Origin of the sequence: Candidatus Merdisoma sp. HCP28S3_D10, from assembly GCF_052065835.1 — a bacterium.
Taxonomy (GTDB): domain Bacteria; phylum Bacillota; class Clostridia; order Lachnospirales; family Lachnospiraceae; genus Laedolimicola.
On sequence record NZ_JBQHTG010000001.1, the window covers coordinates 885948 to 902550 of the forward strand.

Here is a 16603-nt window from a genome sequence, read left to right on the forward strand (position 1 = left end):
TTTTCAATCCTTTTCTTTATATAAATCATCATTTTCCTCCAAAAACTGCTTCCAAGTCTTTACTTGAAACTCTTCACCAATATTTTTACGCAGTCTTCCCAAACTTTCCGCATTCAAAGCTTCGACTGTTCTTTTCAGTTCTTCCTTATCTCCCGCCGTTACAACAATCCCACCATTTCCAACAATATCCTTCGCTCCCATATGATCACTCACAATCACCGGCACGCCATAGCTTAATGCCTCCAGCACCGTAAATCCAAAGGTTTCATACCAGACGCTTGGCGCAACCAGCACATCGGTATCTGCCATAATTTTACCCAACTGACTATAGGCAAAGCCTTCTTCCTGAACTACCATATAAGGCTTTTTCACCGGAACCGGGCTAAATATTTTCAATTCAAAATCGTATTTTCCACTCTGCCAGAGTTCGTCCAGCGCCTGGCACAGGATGTTATAGCCTTTAAACGGTTTGGCAGGTGCCAAACTTGTAATGCGAAGCTTTCCGGTATACTTCCAGGTATTTTTTTCTCTGTTATCTGCGATATCTTTATGCGTGATACTGATAATCCTGCTGCTTACCGGTGTAAAATATCTTTTGTAGATTTTTTCTGTGACTGTCGAATTGAAATGAATGCAGTCTATCATGGATAGCATTTCTATATAATACTGTCTCAGTTCTCTGTATTTTTTTGCGTCCTTCTCATCAACCAGAATTTCCTGTGTCTGTGTCTCATCCGTAAAGAACTCATTTCTGTGCCTTTTTCGAAGGATCTTTACAAAACTTGAATTTTTCAGATTTCTGTATAAGGGCGACTGCATCAGCCATATGTTTTTTAAGGACAACGCGCTCCGATTACAGGAAACGCAGTCTCTGCAATTGTGATCATCATCACAGGCTTCATTTCCTTTGTATAAGGTAACCTTTGGACATAACCCAAAATAATCGTGCGTTGTAAATATGGTTCGTATTTTCAGTGCTTTTGTTGCCTGAATGAACTCTCTGTGCAATCCCATTAAGGTATGAATATGAATTACTTCCGGATTTATTTTTTCCAGAAATTCTGTATACACATTTATATCACAAGCTTCTGTAAATGCCTCTGTTTCTCGTATTCCTTCATCCAGAGGAACCGGCAGCGGATTCACCAACTCATAATTACGGATTCCGTGAATGGCTTTTTGTCTCACGATTTTCGGAGCATGATTTACCATTTCCATCTTTCCCGGCCATAATGCCGATACCTCATCACCTTTATCGGCCTGCGCGCACATCAAATCGTATGCATATTTTGTAAGCCCGCCCGTTCTATATGGCGGGAATCCCAGAAAATAATGTAGAATTCGCACTTATATTCTCCCTGTTTATTTCGTAAATACCTCTTCATACTCCCCACAGATCTTCTCCCAGGTATAAGCCTCCGCCACTCTCTTTCTGGCCTTCTGCCCCAGCTCCCGGATTTCATCTGTGCTCATTTCATCCGCCCGGTCAATTAACTCCGCCAACTGGCCATTTTCTCTGCCCCAGTACAGGGCACTCTCCTCAGCCACTTCCCGGTTAAAGCCCACATCCACCAGCAGATTCAGGTCGGTGCTGCCCAGTGCTTCAATGAGCGACGGATTCGTGCCGCCGACGGTGTGTCCATGGAAATAGGCGTATGCATTTTCCCGAATCTTCTTTAAAAGTTCCTGATCGTACACGGTGCCCACGAATTTAATTCGCTTGTCCTGTTTAAAATGAAGCTTTTCCTCCAATTCATTCAGAAACTTCTCATTGACGTTCGTAATCAGGGCAAAGTCCCGTTTGGAATGGGACTTCATAAATTCCCGGATCATGATTTCGAAGGAATTTTCCGGCACAAATCGGCCTACCACCAGATAATAATTTTTTTTTCGCAGTCCCTTTTCCCGGTACCAGTCCGCCAGCTTTTTATCGTCGTCAGGCAGCTTGCTGGGCGTCAGGTCTGCGCCGTAGGCGATAAAGATCGTCTTCGGACTGCGGCCTCCGATGCCTTTTCCGTCGTATTGCTCATGGATGTATTGCTCAATATGGATGGAATCGCAGATAACCAGGTCGCTGTATTTGACCATCATTTGCTCGGAGATTTTCCAGTATTTCCGGATAGGCTTGCTCCATTTGGCGCGCATCCATTCATGTCCGTCCGGGTTCAGATACACCCGGCCTCCCAGCCTGTGAATTTCCTGATAATAATGCCTTGCAAAAGGACCGATGCGGCAGGCCATAATGTAGACGATGGGGTTCGGAATCTGATGCTTACGAATATAGCTGCAGCACTCCCGAAGAGCTGCCACATCGTAGTAGATAGCCTGAGCCGGACCAATCTGCGGAATCCGGATTTTAAAACAACGGGCGTTGTGGAACTCGAATTCCCGATCGGAGATGCGGGTGACGCCCTCCACCTTCGTTTCATCCATGCAGCCGTCACCGTTGGCCTTGCAGGCTACATGATAGCGGAGATGCGGGTTGTTCTGATGGTATTCGGTCAGCTTGTATACAAAGGTTTCGTAACCACCGTAAGCGCCCAGGCTTTTGGCTCCCACCAGAAATACATGCTGTACCTGACTTTCCTGTTTCATAATGCTCCTCATTTTTTCCACGACAAAAGCCTGCATACAGTGTTTCCACTCTATACAGGCTTTGTCTTTTTCTATTTTCTTTTATTCTTTACGGATGATTTCCAGACCTACGGCAACTTCCCGGGTCTGACCCATCATTTCCATGCTCAGCCACGCCAGGCGCTTGTGCCGGTCAATACGGCTGATATTGCTCTCCATGCCCTTCAGAGGCCCCTCGGTGATAATGATTTTATCGCCCTTTAGGTATCCCTCGGAAAAGTTCATGCGCCATCGTTCGCACAGGCTTTTCCCCTGGGGCACTGCCAGGCGACGGACCGTTTCGATATCCTTTGCGGTCATGGCAGTCCATTTTTCATCGGTGCCGAGGATGCGGGTCATACGCGGGATCCGCTTCAATGCCTGATAAAGTTCTTCCGGGGCTTCGCTTATCACAAACAGATAGCCCGGAAACAGCAGCTCTTCATATACCTGCCATTTCCCCTGATATTTTTTCTTTCGTACAGAGCGCGGCGCGAATATATCCTCCAGATAATCCTGAACCTGATAGCAGCGGATCTCTTCTATGAGTCGGTCTTCGCGTCCTGTAGGTACCTGTAAGACGTACCACATGACTGATTTCCTCCTTTTTGGGTATGCTTCGCCATTCCGCTTATACAGATAAGCAGACTTCGCTTGTTGCTCTGATCTTTTTTCTCCTCCAACGCGGCAAAGCGACGATTGACCTCAAAAAAATGCTTTTTTATCTAATACATCTTAACACAGTTCCCCGCAAAGGTAAACCAGATTTTGTAATTTCCTGTTTTTAGCAAATGTACCGCAATATTTTCGGCGTTTTACATATAATTCCGTAATGATTTCTCGCAATCTCAGGCAAAATATGGTAGAATAAGAAATATTTTACGTTACACGAGGAGATAATATATTATGTTGGAATCTATCGAACGCATCAACAGCGCCGTCAACGGCTTTGTCTGGGGTATCCCGGCTATGGTCTGTATCATCGGCGTCGGTCTGTATCTGACCTTCCGAACCCATTTCATTCAGTTTCGCAAATTCGGCTATACCTTCAAGGTTACCTTGGGTAAGCTTTTTCATAAGAAGGGTGCCGCGGACGGCGCGGTAACCCCCTTCCAGGCGGTCTGTACGGCTCTGGCCTCTACCGTCGGCACCGGCAATATCGCAGGCGTGGCGGGAGCTATCGCTCTGGGCGGTCCCGGCGCTGTCTTCTGGATGTGGTGCTCAGCCCTGATCGGTATGTGTACCAAATTTTCCGAGGTTACCCTGGCGGTTCATTTCCGGGAAAAAAATGAAAAGGGCGACTGGGTCGGCGGCCCCATGTATTATATCAAAAATGGCCTCGGACCGAAGTTCCGGTGGCTGGCCTGTATCTACTCGCTTCTTGGCGTACTGACGGTCTTCGGTACCGGCAACGCGACCCAGGTCAATACCATTACCACCGCCATCGACACGGCGGTGCTCAGCTACTCCGCTGTCTCCGATACGTTTATTCAGACCATGAACCTGCTGCTCGGCATCCTGATTGCGGTGGTTGTGGCGCTGATTCTGCTGGGCGGTATAAAGCGGATTGGCCAGGTAACCGAACGGCTGGTTCCCTTTATGGCCCTGTTTTACATTCTCCTGGCTATCGGCGTCATCATCCTAAACATCCGGTATGTTCCGGCTGTTTTTGCTTCGATTTTCAAGGGAGCTTTCAGCCCCTCTGCCCTGACAGGCGGCGCGGTCGGCACCTTTTTCCTGAGCATGAAAAATGGCTTCTCCCGCGGTATCTTCTCCAACGAGGCCGGTCTCGGTACCGGTTCCATCGCCCATGCGGCAGCGGATACCAAGGTTGCGGTAGACCAGGGTTACTTCGGCATCTTTGAAGTATTTATGGATACAATTCTGATCTGTACCATGACAGCCCTTGTGATCCTCTGCAGCGGCGTTCCGGTCGGCTTCGGCGCAGCGGCTGGCGCGGAGCTGACCATCAGCGGCTTTACCTCCACCTACGGAAGCTGGGTTTCCATCTTCACCGCGGTTGCCCTGTGCTGCTTCGCCCTGTCCACGATTATCGGCTGGGGACTCTACGGTACCCGCTGTATCGAGTTCCTGTTCGGTTCCCGGGTAAATAAACCCTTTATGGTGATTTACTCAGCGGTGGCCGTTCTCGGAGCTACCGTAGATCTGGGCATCCTCTGGGGCGTTGCCGACACCTTCAACGGCCTCATGTCAATCCCCAACCTGATTGCCCTGTTTTTGCTTGGCGGAACCGTGGTGAAGCTGACCCGGCATCCGGACACGGTCTAGGCTTACTGCCTGCTGCGCCATCTCATACACTTCCCGGTACCCTTTTCCGGTCTCCCGGGCAACCCGCTTTACGTCCTCGTATTCCGGATAGTATTTTTCACCGCCCCCGGGCAGCTCGCATACTTTGACGCGGATCGTTCCGTCCGGGGTCCTGGCCTCCAGGAAGCGGCGCTTCAGGATATCCCGCTGCACTCGGTAACGCCGGACGCCAATCGTAGTGGTTTCCCGAAAGAGAATCGCGTCCAGATCGCGGATCCTTTCTTCCTCGCAGAGAACGGACAGCTTGTAGGCCGGACGGTTTTTCTTCATGAAAATAGGCGTAAACCATGCGTCCCGGGCTCCGGCCTCAAACAGAAGATCCAGGGTGTATCCAAGCGTCTCCCCGGTGCAGTCATCAATATTGCTTTCCAGAACCCACAGCCCGTCTGTGGGTTCTTCTTTGATAAGCATAGCCCGGAGAGTCTTCTCTTCCTGTGTTCCGTCCGATAAGTTTACATAACACTTCCCCATTCCCACTTTTTGAACGGTAAACCGCTCCGGACATACGCCTTCCGATCGGGACGCAACTTCCAGTCCCACTGTGTCGGTGGGGCCTCTGTCGCTCCAGACAGGAGAAGCTGTAATTTTTCCAATCTGTAATTTCTGAAGAAGCTTTTCTATCTGTGTCAAAAGTTCCTTCTCCGTTGTTCTATACTCTTTGCCCCGTTTTACGGCCTCTTCTGCTTTTACGCTCTCTGCCAGATCCCGCAGCGCTCTCAGTACCATTTCTCCGGTAATTCCCTCATAACATTCCAGATATAAGATGTTTTTATAATTTTCTTTCATCTGTTCTCTCCTGTTGGGTCTTTTCTTATAACTAAAATAATACGTTTTTTCTTTCCGGTCAATGACCGGTTGCCATGGATATGCTATAATAACTGTGATAAATGGAATCTGCACTTCTCATATGGAAAAATGAAGGATTAGATGATGACAGACAAAACACATGTATTATGGAAAATATTTATCTCGACGCTTTATCTGAGTGCCTTTACCTTCGGCGGCGGCTATGTGATCGTGACGCTGATGAAGAAGAAATTTGTGGATGAATATCACTGGATCGAGGAAGATGAGATGCTGGATCTGGTGGCCATCGCCCAGTCCGCGCCGGGACCCATCGCGGTAAACGGCGCCATCGTCGTAGGCTTTAAGCTGGCGGGACTGCCCGGTACGCTAGTGGCGATTCTGGGAACGATTATTCCGCCATTTCTGATTATCTCGATGATTTCCGTATTTTATCAGGCCTTCCGTGATAATGCCATCATCAGTCAGCTGCTTCAGGGTATGCAGGCCGGAGTAGGCGCAGTCATTGCCTCTGTGGTCTATGATATGGGCTCCGGTATCGTACACAGTAAAAGCATCGTATCGCTGCTGATTATGCTGGGCGCTTTTCTCGCTTCCTGTGTATTTGGCGTTAATGTCGTCTACATTATTCTGGCCTGCGGTCTGTTCGGAGCGCTGCGTACGCTGCTGATAGGGAAAAAGGAGGACTCTGGGAAATGATTTTACTGGAACTTTTTTTCAGCTTTTTGCAAATCGGAGCTTTCAGCTTCGGCGGCGGCTATGCAGCCATGCCACTGATTCAGGCTCAGGTAGTAACGAAGTATCACTGGCTGTCTATGGCGGAATTTACGGATCTCATTACAATTTCCCAGATGACACCGGGGCCTATCGCCATCAATTCCGCCACTTTTGTGGGAATTAAAATTGCCGGTGTGCCGGGAGCCCTTGTGGCGACCATGGGCTGTATCCTGCCCTCCTGTATCATCGTCACACTGATTGCGGCTCTTTACCTGAAGTACCGGAATCTGTCCCTGCTGCAGGGTATCTTAGGTTCCCTCCGTCCCGCGGTGGTGGCCCTGATCGCCTCCGCCGGAATCTCTATTCTGATTACGGCCTTCTTGGGAAACAGTTCTGCCGTTTCACTGGCCGGAACCAACTGGGATCTGGTCCTTATCTTTTTGATTTGCGTAATACTGCTTCAGAAGTGTAAGCTGAATCCGATTCTGGTGATGGTACTGGCCGGCGTGATGAAAGTATTCGTAGACATGATCGCCGGACTTTAATAAGAACCCACGGGATTTTTCCCGTGGGTTCTGTAGGCTTCTCTATTTTTCCTCAATCAGCATGGCCCGGAGAATATTCGTAGTCTTATATTCCCGCTTTCCTGCTCCCATACCAATTTTTTTCACACAATAAGCGCCGGGACACTGTCCTTCGGACAGCGCTGCAATGGCTGCTCCGGTGGGTGTCACCATCTCTCCCTCCTGAACGATCTGGTGCAGGGTCAGATGATGAGCTGCCGCAATCTCCAGAACCGCCGGTACCGGTACTGGCAATATGCCGTGCTGGCAGCGGACATGTCCGCACCCTTCCATTAGCTCGGATACCAGAATCTTATCCACATTTAATTCATCCAGGCAGGCTGCCGTACCCACAATATCCACAATAGAATCCACAGCGCCCACCTCATGAAAATGTACTTCTGCCATAGAACGGCCATGTACATGTGCCTCTGCTTCTGCTACAGTCCGGAACATCTGCAGGGACAGCGCCTTTACCCGGGGCTTCAGGTCAGATTCCAACAGCATTTTTTCAATATCCGACCAGCTGCGGTGTATGTGCGGATGCATGTGAGCGTGACTGTTCTCCTCATCGTGCCCGTGCTCATGACTATGTACCGGGATCTCATGTTCCAGTATCACGTCAAAATCGCTGACCAGCAGGCCGCTCTTTACTACTTTTTTCACCTGAATCTCATAGCCGTCCACCGGCAGCTTCCGAAGCTCTTCCCGCAGATGCTCTTCCGTAGCTCCCAGATCCAGCAGGGCCGCCACCGTCATGTCTCCGCTGATACCGGAACGGCATTCCAGATATAATGTATTTCCATCATGCATCTGTCTCTTCCTCCGCCGTTTTTTCTCCGGAACATCTGCTTTTGCAGACCAGTCGGTTAATCTGGGTCGCCACGTAAGCCGCCCCATAGCCGTTGTCGATGTTCACAGTAGTAATTCCGTTGGCACAGGAATTCAGCATGGTTAAAAGCGCCGACAAACCGCCAAAATTCGCGCCATAGCCCACCGAAGTAGGAACTGCGATAACCGGTACATCCACCAGTCCCGCCACTACTCCGGCCAGTGCCCCTTCCATACCGGCTACTGCTATGACACAGCTCGCCCTCTCAAAGGCTGACAGGTTGGAAAGGAGTCTGTGGATACCGGCCACGCCCACATCATAGAGACGTATAACCTTTGTTCCAAAGAATTCCGCCACCTGAGCTGCTTCCTCCGCCACCGGAATATCCGCGGTTCCGCCGGTACAGACTACAACCCGTCCTATCCTCTCTTTTTTACGTGTCTCTACCTTCAAGACACGGGATACTTCATCCCAGACTGCCCCTGGCAGCACCGCCTTCACAGCCTCATATTGTTCTCTTGTGGCTCTTGTACCCAGTACATCGATGCCTTCTCCGCTCAGTGTCTGATAGATTTTTACCAGATGCTCCGTCGTCTTGCCCTGGCAATACACCACTTCTTCAAACCCCTGCCGGACTTTGCGGTGGTGATCCAGCTTTGCGAAACCCAGATCCTCATAAGGAAGGTTTTTCAGTTCGGCCTCCGCCTGCTCTATCGTAATTTCGTTGTTTTTTACCTGCGTTAACAGTTTCTGAATATCCATATGGTTATTTTATCACTTTTTCCGTATATACCTTAATCTTCGGCTCTGTTCCCGACGGCCGGACCACTGCTTCACTGCCGTCTTCCATCCACATCTGAAGAACGTTGGAGGCCGGAAGGCCGTCGATACCGTCTTTATAATCCTTAAAACGAACTACTTTGGAACCGCCAAACTTCATGCCCTCCGGACTCTGAAGTCCTTCCCGGATCCGCGCCATACGCTTATCTGCCTCAGCTCCGTTGAATTCATAGGTTTTAAGCGTGGTCTCGTAGTGTCCGTATTTGGCGTACAGATCCTCCAGAGCGTCCCAGACCGTCTTGCCCTCTGCTTTATAAGCGTCTGCCATTTCACAGAACAGCATAGCCGTGCCTACGGCGTCCTTATCCCGGACATAGCTGCCGATCAGATAGCCGCAGCTTTCCTCAAAACCGAAGACATAACGTTCCTCCTGGCCCGCCTTCTCCAGTCTTCCAATCTGCTCGCCAATCCATTTGAAGCCGGTCAGGGTCTGTATTACTTCAACTCCATAATCCTCCGCAATCCGGTCAACCATGGAGGTACTTACGATAGTCCGGATCATTACCGGATGCTCCGGCAGAGTACCTGCCGCCTTTCTGCAGCGCAGAATATACTCAAACAGAAGAACACCTACCTCGTTGCCGTTCAGACGCTTGTACTCAGCGCCCTTCTTCGCTACCACACCCAGGCGATCGCTGTCCGGATCCGTGGCAATCAATAGATCCGCGTCTGTCTTCTTGCACCACTCCAGACCGAGTTTCAACGCGTCTGGGGATTCCGGGTTCGGATAGGGACAGGTAGGGAAATCCCCATTGGGCTTCGCCTGCTCCGTCACAATCTGCAGATCCTTGACGCCGATGTATTTCAGAATGCTGGTAACCGGAATCAGACCTGCGCCGTACAGCGGCGTATAGACCACCTTCAGCCCTGCCGTCAGCTCTTTTCTGGTGCGCTTACGGATAATCGCAGCCAGAAATGCCTTCAGCGTCTTCTCATCAATCAGAACAATCTGTCCGTCTTCCACGTACTCTTCAAAGGTTTTACCCCCCTGGGCCACGCTCTTATCCGCGTCCCAGATATGCTGCTGAATCCGGTCTGCCGTCTCGTTTGTCACCTGACAGCCGTCAGAGTCATATACTTTATATCCGTTGTATTCCCGCGGATTGTGGCTTGCCGTCATCACGATTCCTACGGTGGTCTTCAGATGGCGCACCGCAAAAGAAAGGGTCGGGGTCGGCATCAGCTTCGGGTAAATATAAGCCTGAACGCCCTGCTGCGCCAGTACCCTGGCCGCTTCTCTGGCAAATTCCTCTGAGTGGTTCCGGCTGTCATAGGCCAGTGCCGCGCTGGGCTTCTCACTCTGCTCCTTCGCGTAAGCTGCTACGCCCAGAGTAGCTTCCTGAATGGTCTCCAGATTCATATGGTCCGGTCCCGGTCCCATGGTGGCGCGCAATCCGCCTGTTCCAAATTTCAGATTCATATTCTGTACCTCACTTTCACTCCGCAGTTGAGCGGAGAAGCTGCAATGTTCCGATGATTTGATAATCGTCTGTCTCCGGCGGAAGGTAAATACTGTCGCCTGCCGCAAGGGGTATCTCCCCAAAGCGGCTCTTTAAGACGCCTTCTCCCTCCAGAATCAGAAGCGATTGAAAGCCTCCGGCGGTATCGCCGCTCATGCTTTCGCATATCTCATATAATTGTACCACAAAATACGGACATTGCACTAACAAAGTTCTGGAATATCCGTTTTTCTGAATCCGGGGGCCCATGGGGCGGTGCCCGGCCAGCGGCGGCATGAAGCCCGCCACCTCCGCGGCCTTCTCGATATGCAGCGGCCGTTTTTCGTGATTGGCGTTTTCCCGGTTGTAATCATAGACCCGGTAGGTCACATCCGAGCTCTGCTGAATCTCTGCCACCGTAATCCCTGCGCCGATGGCGTGGAGAAGGCCTGCGGGAATATAAAACACATCGCCCTTTTTCACCGGCATTTTCCGGCAGACCTCCAGAATGGTCTGGTTCCGGATCCGCTTGCGGAACTCCTCTTCGGATATCTTATGCTTCAGGCCATAATAGAGATAGGCTCCCGTCTCACAGTCCAGCACATACCACATCTCCGTCTTGCCGCTCTTGTGCTCGGTTTTCTCCGCAAAGTCATTGCCCGGGTGCACCTGTACCGACAGAGCCTCCCGGGCTTTGATGATTTTAATGAGCAGAGGCACCTGTTCCAGGCCTTCGTTCAGCCAGGAGAGCATCCAGTCCTCGGTACCCCAGATATATTCTTTTCGAATCGGCGTCAGCTTCCGCGGTTTCATCTCTGTGCAAAATCTCCCGTCTCATATCGCTCACAGAACCATTCATAGGTCTGTCTGAGCCCTGTTTCCAGATCAATCTTCGGCTCCCAGCCTGTAGCGCGGATCCGGCTGATATCCGTCAGCTTTCTCGGCGTTCCGTCCGGCTTTGTCGGATCCATGACAATCTCTCCCTCATAGCCGGTCACTTTCTTCACCAGCTCCGCCAGCTCCCGGATTGTGACCTCCCGGCCGTAGCCCACATTGAAGAAATCGTCACCATCATAGTGATCCATCAGATACAGGCAGGCGTCTGCCAGATCGTCCACATTCAGGAACTCCCGTAAGGGCTTTCCGCTGCCCCAGACCGTGACGGTGGGCGCGTGGTTGATTTTCGCTTCATGGAACTTCCGGATCAGGGCCGGCAGTACATGGGAATTCTCCAGGGCAAAGTTATCGTTGATTCCATAGAGATTGCAGGGCATGACGCTGATGTAATGGGTGCCGTACTGGTGGTTATAGAAGGCGCACATTTTGAGGCCCGCGATTTTTGCCAGGGCGTAGGCCTCGTTGGTCTTCTCCAGATAACCGCTCAGGAGATATTCCTCCCGGATAGGCTGGGGACAGTCCCGGGGATAGATACAGGAGCTTCCCAGAAATAAAAGCTTCTGCACCTGGTTTTTATGGGCTGCGTCGATCACATTAGTCTCGATCTGCAGATTTTTCATGATAAAGTCCGCCGGATAGGTATCGTTGGCATGGATGCCGCCCACCTTTGCCGCGGCCAGAATGACATAATCCGGCTTTTCCTCAGCAAAGAAGGCTTCCACATCGGCCTGCCGGGTCAGATCAAGCTCGGCATGGGTACGGGTAACGATATGTTTAAATCCTGCCTTCTGAAGGCAGCGCACCAGACCGCTTCCCACCAGACCCCGGTGGCCTGCCACATAGATTTTTTTATTGCGGTCGAGCGGCTCGACTGCCTGGGTATTTTTTACTTCTTCCATATTTTTCACGCTTTCTTTATTTTAGTACGCCCGCTGTCGCGGAATTCTTTACCAGCTCCAGGTCATGCTCGGTCATGATTTTTACCAGCTCATCAAAGGAGGTCTTTCTCGGATTCCAGCCCAGGGTCTCCTTCGCCTTGGTCGGGTCTCCCAGCAACAGATCCACCTCTGCCGGCCGGAAGAATTCCGGGGACACTTCCACCAGTACCCGGCCGGTCGCCCTGTCGATTCCCTTTTCCTCTACGCCCTCGCCTTCCCAGCGAAGCTGTACGCCTGCATGGGCAAATGCTGCCTCGGTAAATTCCCGGACTGTCCGGGTCTCTCCGGTGGCAATGACGAAATCCTCCGGGGTATCATGCTGCAGAATCAGCCACATGCATTCCACGTAATCCTTTGCGTAGCCCCAGTCGCGCTTGGCGTTCAGGTTGCCCAGATACAGCTTATCCTGACGGCCTGCCAGAATATTGGCTACGGCCAGGGTAATCTTCCGGGTCACGAAGGTTTCGCCGCGTCGCTCGGATTCGTGATTGAACAGAATGCCGTTTACCGCATACATTCCGTAGGCTTCCCGGTAGTGCTTTGTGATCCAGTAGCCGTACAGCTTGGCGACCGCGTAGGGCGAACGGGGGTGGAAGGGCGTCGTCTCCTTCTGGGGAATCTCCTCTACCTTGCCAAACAGCTCGGAGGTGGAAGCCTGATAGATCCGGGTGGTCTTCGCAAGGCCTGCGATCCGGACCGCCTCCAGGATCCGCAGCACGCCTATACCGTCCGCATTGGCGGTATACTCCGGCTCCTCGAAGGATACAGCCACATGGGACTGGGCTGCCAGATTATAGATTTCATCGGGCCGGATTTCTAGCATCAGCCGTACCAGGTTCATAGAATCGGTCATATCGCCGTAGACCAGATGGAGGCCGTCGCCTTTTGCCTCCCGCTCTTTCAGAAGATGCTCAATCCGCTCGGCTGTATTGGTGGATCCGCGGCGGAATAAGCCATATACCTCGTAACCCTTCTCCAGCAGAAGCTCTGCCAGATAGGAACCGTCCTGTCCTGTAATACCTGTGATAAACGCTGTCTTTTTCATGTCTGTTCTCCTTTATAGTATATGGCTTAACTCGATTTCATCCCAGTTAAAGGTAATGCGGTTGATGTCCTCATTTCCGCTGCTGGTTCCCACATGAATTTCAATGTATTCAAAATCGTGAAAGGCCTTGACCGCATGCCGCTGATTTTTACGGATGCAGACGGCTTTTCCCTGGCTTAAAGGAATCTTCGTCCCCTCCAGGATCAGCTCTCCGCTTCCTCTGAGCACCGTCCAGATCTCGTCCCTGTTCTCATGGTAATGATAGCTGGAGGTCATTCCGTCATAAATGCAAATCTTCCGCGTCAATGTAATCTGCCCCTGACTTTCCGTATCGTCCAGGGTCTCCAGGGTACCCCAGCGGCGCTCCTCAAACATGGGCCTGGATTCAAAGGCTGCCGCAACCGCTTTTACGTCGGCCGTCCGGCTCTTATCCGCCACCAGAATTCCATCCTGGGCGGCCACCACCACCAGATCCCGGGTTCCCAGGACGGCTACCGGCATTTTCAGTTCATTGATGACCTGGGTATTCTCACAATTCTCATCCAGAACTGCTTTTCCGATGGTATCGGTGCTCATCTGGTCCGCCAGGGCGTCCCAGGTTCCCAGATCCTTCCAATACCCCTTGAACTCTATTGCAGCCAGATGCTCTGCCTTTTCCAGCACCTCATAGTCAAAGCTGATTTTCGGAAGCTTTTCGTACGCGGCGCAGAGCGCGTCATACTCTTCCGGTACTCCATACGCTTTGCAGCGTTCCAGAATATCGCCGATCCGCACACAGAATACGCCGCAGTTCCACAGAGCGCCTTCCTTCAGAAGCTGCTCCGCCTTTTCCTCGTCCGGCTTTTCCGCAAAGCCCCGGACCTCCAGCCAGCCCTCTTTCTTCTCCCCGGGCAGGATATAACCGTATTTTACAGCCGGATAACTGGGCGCCGCGCCCATGAGTCCCACCTCTGCGCCGGATTCCTTCATCACTGCCTCCAGCTTTTTGACAGTCTCGAAATAAGCACCCTCTGTATAAGGATCGACAGGCATCACCGCCGCGTAATCCTCCCGGGACGCTCCATTTTTCAGAAGCCAGGCGCAGGAAAGCAGCACTGCCGCAAAGGTATCCCGCCGCCCCGGCTCTACCGCAATACGCGCTTCCTTCACCTGACTTTTTATCAGCTCCACCTGCTCCCGGCCTGCTGTGATCACGGCCTGTCCGGAAATTCCGGTTTCCTGAAGCTGTTCCCAGACACGCTGGAGCATGGAGCAGCGTTCCATGGAGTTATTCTCTTTATTGACCACCTTCAGGTACTGCTTGGGTCTTGCGTCGTTGGACAGAGGCCAGAGCCGTTTTCCGGAGCCTCCGGAGAGTAATACATAGTACATACTTTTTCTTCCCCTTCTTACAGGTATTATATTGTTCTTATTGTTATTTCATTTTTACTCGTTTTTCTCTTGCTTTTGCAAGTATATACCTGTATATTAGAATTAACAAGTGAGGATCTTGCCTAAAACAGGTATTATATTGCTATCTATCATTTTCGCAGAAAGGACTCTTCCATGCATAATTATTTTGACCGTTTTCCCGATTCCTATCTGGAAAGCTCCAGACGCCGGATCCAGACCCCCAGCGCCTTTGCCCGCTCTGCCTTTTTCTACGTGCAGGAAACCGGCTACCTGAAGCTTAAGGAAAGCCATGTGGCCAGCCGTAAAAACCTGGAATCCTATCTGGTGGTTCTGGTTCTCTCCGGCAGCGGCGTGCTCATGTATGACGGCACCCTCTATGAGCTGCGTAGGGGCTCCTGCTTCTTCATCGACTGTATGGTTCCTTATTACCATCAGAGCAGCGAAGCCGATCCCTGGGAGCTTCTCTGGGTTCACTTTAACGGCTCCTCCTCCCGGGAATATTACCGGTATTTCGCTTCCAACAGTGCCCCCGCCTTTCAGCCCACAGATTTTTCCGCGCTCTATCAGAAGCTGAACAGTCTGCTGGATCTCAACGAGGCTTCAGATTTTCAGACGGAGATCAATTCCGCCCGCCTGATTGTAGATATTCTGTCCATTTTATTGCAGGACATTACAGAATCCAGAGAAGAAAAATACCCCGGCCGCCGAAAGCTGACCGAGGTACGGAACTATCTGGATGAACATTTCACAGAAAAATTTTCCCTGGACGAATTATCTGCGCAGTTCTTTATCAGCAAATATCACCTGTCCCGGGAATTTCACCAATATTATGGAACTACGCTGAACCAATATGTGATCTCCAAGCGCCTGACCCTGGCAAAAAAACTGCTGCGCTTTTCGGATCTGTCTCTGGAGGAGGCTGCCCGGAGCTGCGGCTTCTATGACGCCAGCTATCTGAACCGCCAATTCAAAAACTCCGAGGGGATTACCGCCTCGGAGTTTCGTAAAAAATGGAAAAACTGATTTTTTATTTATAAGTCAGCGCCTGGGTCATGGCGTCTTCGGTATTCTCTGCATTGATCCAGTAATAGCCCGGTTCGATCACAGACGCATTCTCCATACCTGCAATGGTCCGAAGGGCGGATACCGCGCTTGCGTAGCCCATTCCGAAGGCATCCTGGGCCATAACGCCGGCTAACTGGCCGTTTTTCACCGCCTGTACCAGCTTGTTGGACGCATCAAAGCCTGCGGCGATAACGGTCTCATTTTCCTCTGCAAACTTCGATACCACCGTAGCCAGAACCTTGGTTACATTTTCATTGGTTCCAAAATAAGCCTTCAGATCCGGATACTCTGCCATAACGGCTGCCACGATTTCTTCCGCGCTCCGCTCGTCCTGGTTTACATAAGACGTGTCTATGATCGTTACATCCGGATGGTTCTCCTCGATTTCCTCCCGGAAGCCCTTTTCCCGCTCGATACCGGTCTCTGTCTCTGAGCTGTGCACCAGAAGCGCCACCTCTCCGGAGTCGCCGATAAGCTCGCACAGTTTATCCGCAGCCTCTGCGGCCGCCTTATAATTATCGGTCTTGGTTTCACTGACAATCAGGGAATTCTGGATACTGGAATCTACCGCAAACACCGGTATGCCGTTAGCCTCAGCCAGCTCCAGCTGGGTTTTTCCGGAATTCACATCCACATAACCCACAATCAGCGCGTCCGGATTCTTATCCAACATCTGATCGATGATGTCGATCTGCTCGGATACGTTCTCTCCTGACGGCGCGTCATAAGTCAGCTTTATCTTTGCGTTTCCGGTGTAGCCCAGAGCTGCGTTGACGTCTTTTACAGCCTGCTCTGCGCCCGCTTTGACGCGCTTCCAGAAGCCGCTGCCGGAATCCTTTCCAATCATGGAAATAGCTGTGCCCTCCGGAACTTCAATTTCCTCGACGGAGAGATAATCAATCCCCTCTGCTTCGATACTGAATAATTCCTGAAAATTATCCGGCGCAGTCTCCTCTGCAGTCGTTTCCTTTTCCGTCTCTTCCTTCTTCTCCTCCGGTTTTTCTGTTTCGGACTTTTCCTCTGTCTGGGCCGGAGTCTCCGGCTTCACATTCTCTGTCTTCTTCTCACCGCCTATGGCACAGCCGGTCAGCAGTCCCGCCACACACAACATTGCTGCAAACTTTTTCATA

16 protein-coding genes are annotated in these 16603 nt (G+C 51.3%); 4 read left to right on the top strand and 12 right to left on the bottom strand.

Translation table 11 applies throughout. The features are described from left to right. Positions 1 to 3 precede the first annotated feature (3 nt). The 3 genes from ACTNCH_RS04050 to loaP all read right to left on the bottom strand — a co-directional run bounded on the left by ACTNCH_RS04050 (position 4) and on the right by loaP (position 3204). On the bottom strand, positions 4 to 1347 hold the full coding sequence (locus ACTNCH_RS04050) for a glycosyltransferase (RefSeq protein WP_441018874.1): 1344 nt from the start codon (positions 1345 to 1347) through the stop codon (positions 4 to 6). A 15-nt stretch (positions 1348 to 1362) separates the two neighbouring features. Beyond that, a complete protein-coding gene (cps2T, locus tag ACTNCH_RS04055) occupies positions 1363 to 2595 on the bottom strand; it encodes a beta 1-4 rhamnosyltransferase Cps2T (RefSeq protein ID WP_441018876.1) in 1233 nt (410 codons plus the stop codon). An 81-nt stretch (positions 2596 to 2676) separates the two neighbouring features. Further along, a complete protein-coding gene (gene loaP, locus ACTNCH_RS04060) occupies positions 2677 to 3204 on the bottom strand; it encodes an antiterminator LoaP (protein ID WP_441018878.1) in 528 nt (175 codons plus the stop codon). Between the two features lie 315 nt (positions 3205 to 3519). Here loaP and ACTNCH_RS04065 point away from each other — a divergent pair, with 315 nt between their 5' ends. Continuing rightward, positions 3520 to 4902 (top strand): alanine/glycine:cation symporter family protein, encoded by a 1383-nt coding sequence (locus ACTNCH_RS04065; protein WP_441018881.1) that lies wholly within the window; start codon positions 3520 to 3522, stop codon positions 4900 to 4902. Here the strand turns inward: ACTNCH_RS04065 and larC are convergent. Then, the gene (larC, locus tag ACTNCH_RS04070) at positions 4825 to 5727 is read right to left on the bottom strand and encodes a nickel insertion protein (protein WP_441018883.1); all 903 of its coding nucleotides are present in this window, start codon (positions 5725 to 5727) and stop codon (positions 4825 to 4827) included. The two genes, ACTNCH_RS04065 and larC, sit on opposite strands and share 78 nt — an antisense overlap. A gap of 144 nt (positions 5728 to 5871) precedes the next feature. Here larC and ACTNCH_RS04075 point away from each other — a divergent pair, with 144 nt between their 5' ends. Together ACTNCH_RS04075 and ACTNCH_RS04080 are read left to right on the top strand one after the other, a co-directional pair. Further along, the gene (locus ACTNCH_RS04075) at positions 5872 to 6444 is read left to right on the top strand and encodes a chromate transporter (RefSeq protein ID WP_441018885.1); all 573 of its coding nucleotides are present in this window, start codon (positions 5872 to 5874) and stop codon (positions 6442 to 6444) included. After that, the gene (locus ACTNCH_RS04080; RefSeq protein WP_441018887.1) at positions 6441 to 7007 is read left to right on the top strand and encodes a chromate transporter; all 567 of its coding nucleotides are present in this window, start codon (positions 6441 to 6443) and stop codon (positions 7005 to 7007) included. The genes ACTNCH_RS04075 and ACTNCH_RS04080 overlap by 4 nt, the downstream gene beginning before the upstream one ends. A 42-nt stretch (positions 7008 to 7049) precedes the next feature. Here ACTNCH_RS04080 and ACTNCH_RS04085 read toward each other — a convergent pair whose 3' ends face one another. The 7 genes from ACTNCH_RS04085 to ACTNCH_RS04115 are packed head-to-tail and all read right to left on the bottom strand — an operon-like array spanning position 7050 to position 14387. Then, positions 7050 to 7838 (bottom strand): LarC family nickel insertion protein, encoded by a 789-nt coding sequence (locus tag ACTNCH_RS04085; protein WP_441018889.1) that lies wholly within the window; start codon positions 7836 to 7838, stop codon positions 7050 to 7052. Further along, the gene (larB, locus tag ACTNCH_RS04090) at positions 7831 to 8619 is read right to left on the bottom strand and encodes a nickel pincer cofactor biosynthesis protein LarB (protein WP_441018891.1); all 789 of its coding nucleotides are present in this window, start codon (positions 8617 to 8619) and stop codon (positions 7831 to 7833) included. Before larB ends, ACTNCH_RS04085 begins: the two co-directional genes overlap by 8 nt. Before the next feature lie 4 nt (positions 8620 to 8623). Then, positions 8624 to 10117 (bottom strand): phospho-sugar mutase, encoded by a 1494-nt coding sequence (locus tag ACTNCH_RS04095; RefSeq protein ID WP_441018893.1) that lies wholly within the window; start codon positions 10115 to 10117, stop codon positions 8624 to 8626. A 16-nt stretch (positions 10118 to 10133) separates the two neighbouring features. After that, positions 10134 to 10949 (bottom strand): class I mannose-6-phosphate isomerase, encoded by an 816-nt coding sequence (locus ACTNCH_RS04100; protein ID WP_441018895.1) that lies wholly within the window; start codon positions 10947 to 10949, stop codon positions 10134 to 10136. After that, positions 10946 to 11932, bottom strand: coding sequence for a GDP-L-fucose synthase family protein (locus ACTNCH_RS04105; RefSeq protein ID WP_441018897.1), 987 nt, complete (start codon positions 11930 to 11932; stop codon positions 10946 to 10948). Before ACTNCH_RS04105 ends, ACTNCH_RS04100 begins: the two co-directional genes overlap by 4 nt. 16 nt (positions 11933 to 11948) lie before the next feature. Next, positions 11949 to 13016: a GDP-mannose 4,6-dehydratase gene (gene gmd, locus ACTNCH_RS04110; protein ID WP_441018899.1), complete on the bottom strand. Its 1068-nt coding sequence runs from the start codon at positions 13014 to 13016 to the stop codon at positions 11949 to 11951. 12 nt (positions 13017 to 13028) lie between these two features. After that, positions 13029 to 14387: a sugar phosphate nucleotidyltransferase gene (locus tag ACTNCH_RS04115; protein WP_441018901.1), complete on the bottom strand. Its 1359-nt coding sequence runs from the start codon at positions 14385 to 14387 to the stop codon at positions 13029 to 13031. Positions 14388 to 14561: 174 nt separating this feature from the next. On the opposite strand from ACTNCH_RS04115, the gene ACTNCH_RS04120 reads away from it, so the two are divergent. After that, positions 14562 to 15431 carry a helix-turn-helix domain-containing protein gene (locus tag ACTNCH_RS04120; RefSeq protein ID WP_441018903.1) on the top strand — a complete coding sequence of 290 codons (870 nt, stop codon included), beginning with the start codon at positions 14562 to 14564 and terminating at the stop codon, positions 15429 to 15431. Between the two features lie 4 nt (positions 15432 to 15435). On the opposite strand, the gene ACTNCH_RS04125 is transcribed toward ACTNCH_RS04120, so the two are convergent. Further along, a complete protein-coding gene (locus tag ACTNCH_RS04125; RefSeq protein ID WP_441018905.1) occupies positions 15436 to 16602 on the bottom strand; it encodes an ABC transporter substrate-binding protein in 1167 nt (388 codons plus the stop codon). Between the last annotated feature and the right edge of the window lies 1 nt (position 16603).

What these genes read in the sequence shown, in the direction of transcription:
- cps2T (WP_441018876.1), bottom strand. Translation starts at nt 2,595, where the DNA reads ATGAAACAGGAAAGTCAGGTACAGCATGTATTTCTGGTGGGAGCCAAA.
- loaP (WP_441018878.1), bottom strand. Translation starts at nt 3,204, where the DNA reads ATGTGGTACGTCTTACAGGTACCTACAGGACGCGAAGACCGACTCATA.
- ACTNCH_RS04065 (WP_441018881.1), top strand. Translation starts at nt 3,520, where the DNA reads ATGTTGGAATCTATCGAACGCATCAACAGCGCCGTCAACGGCTTTGTC.
- larC (WP_441018883.1), bottom strand. Translation starts at nt 5,727, where the DNA reads ATGAAAGAAAATTATAAAAACATCTTATATCTGGAATGTTATGAGGGA.
- ACTNCH_RS04075 (WP_441018885.1), top strand. Translation starts at nt 5,872, where the DNA reads ATGACAGACAAAACACATGTATTATGGAAAATATTTATCTCGACGCTT.
- ACTNCH_RS04080 (WP_441018887.1), top strand. Translation starts at nt 6,441, where the DNA reads ATGATTTTACTGGAACTTTTTTTCAGCTTTTTGCAAATCGGAGCTTTC.
- ACTNCH_RS04085 (WP_441018889.1), bottom strand. Translation starts at nt 7,838, where the DNA reads ATGCATGATGGAAATACATTATATCTGGAATGCCGTTCCGGTATCAGC.
- larB (WP_441018891.1), bottom strand. Translation starts at nt 8,619, where the DNA reads ATGGATATTCAGAAACTGTTAACGCAGGTAAAAAACAACGAAATTACG.
- ACTNCH_RS04095 (WP_441018893.1), bottom strand. Translation starts at nt 10,117, where the DNA reads ATGAATCTGAAATTTGGAACAGGCGGATTGCGCGCCACCATGGGACCG.
- ACTNCH_RS04100 (WP_441018895.1), bottom strand. Translation starts at nt 10,949, where the DNA reads ATGAAACCGCGGAAGCTGACGCCGATTCGAAAAGAATATATCTGGGGT.
- ACTNCH_RS04105 (WP_441018897.1), bottom strand. Translation starts at nt 11,932, where the DNA reads ATGGAAGAAGTAAAAAATACCCAGGCAGTCGAGCCGCTCGACCGCAAT.
- gmd (WP_441018899.1), bottom strand. Translation starts at nt 13,016, where the DNA reads ATGAAAAAGACAGCGTTTATCACAGGTATTACAGGACAGGACGGTTCC.
- ACTNCH_RS04115 (WP_441018901.1), bottom strand. Translation starts at nt 14,387, where the DNA reads ATGTACTATGTATTACTCTCCGGAGGCTCCGGAAAACGGCTCTGGCCT.
- ACTNCH_RS04120 (WP_441018903.1), top strand. Translation starts at nt 14,562, where the DNA reads ATGCATAATTATTTTGACCGTTTTCCCGATTCCTATCTGGAAAGCTCC.
- ACTNCH_RS04125 (WP_441018905.1), bottom strand. Translation starts at nt 16,602, where the DNA reads ATGAAAAAGTTTGCAGCAATGTTGTGTGTGGCGGGACTGCTGACCGGC.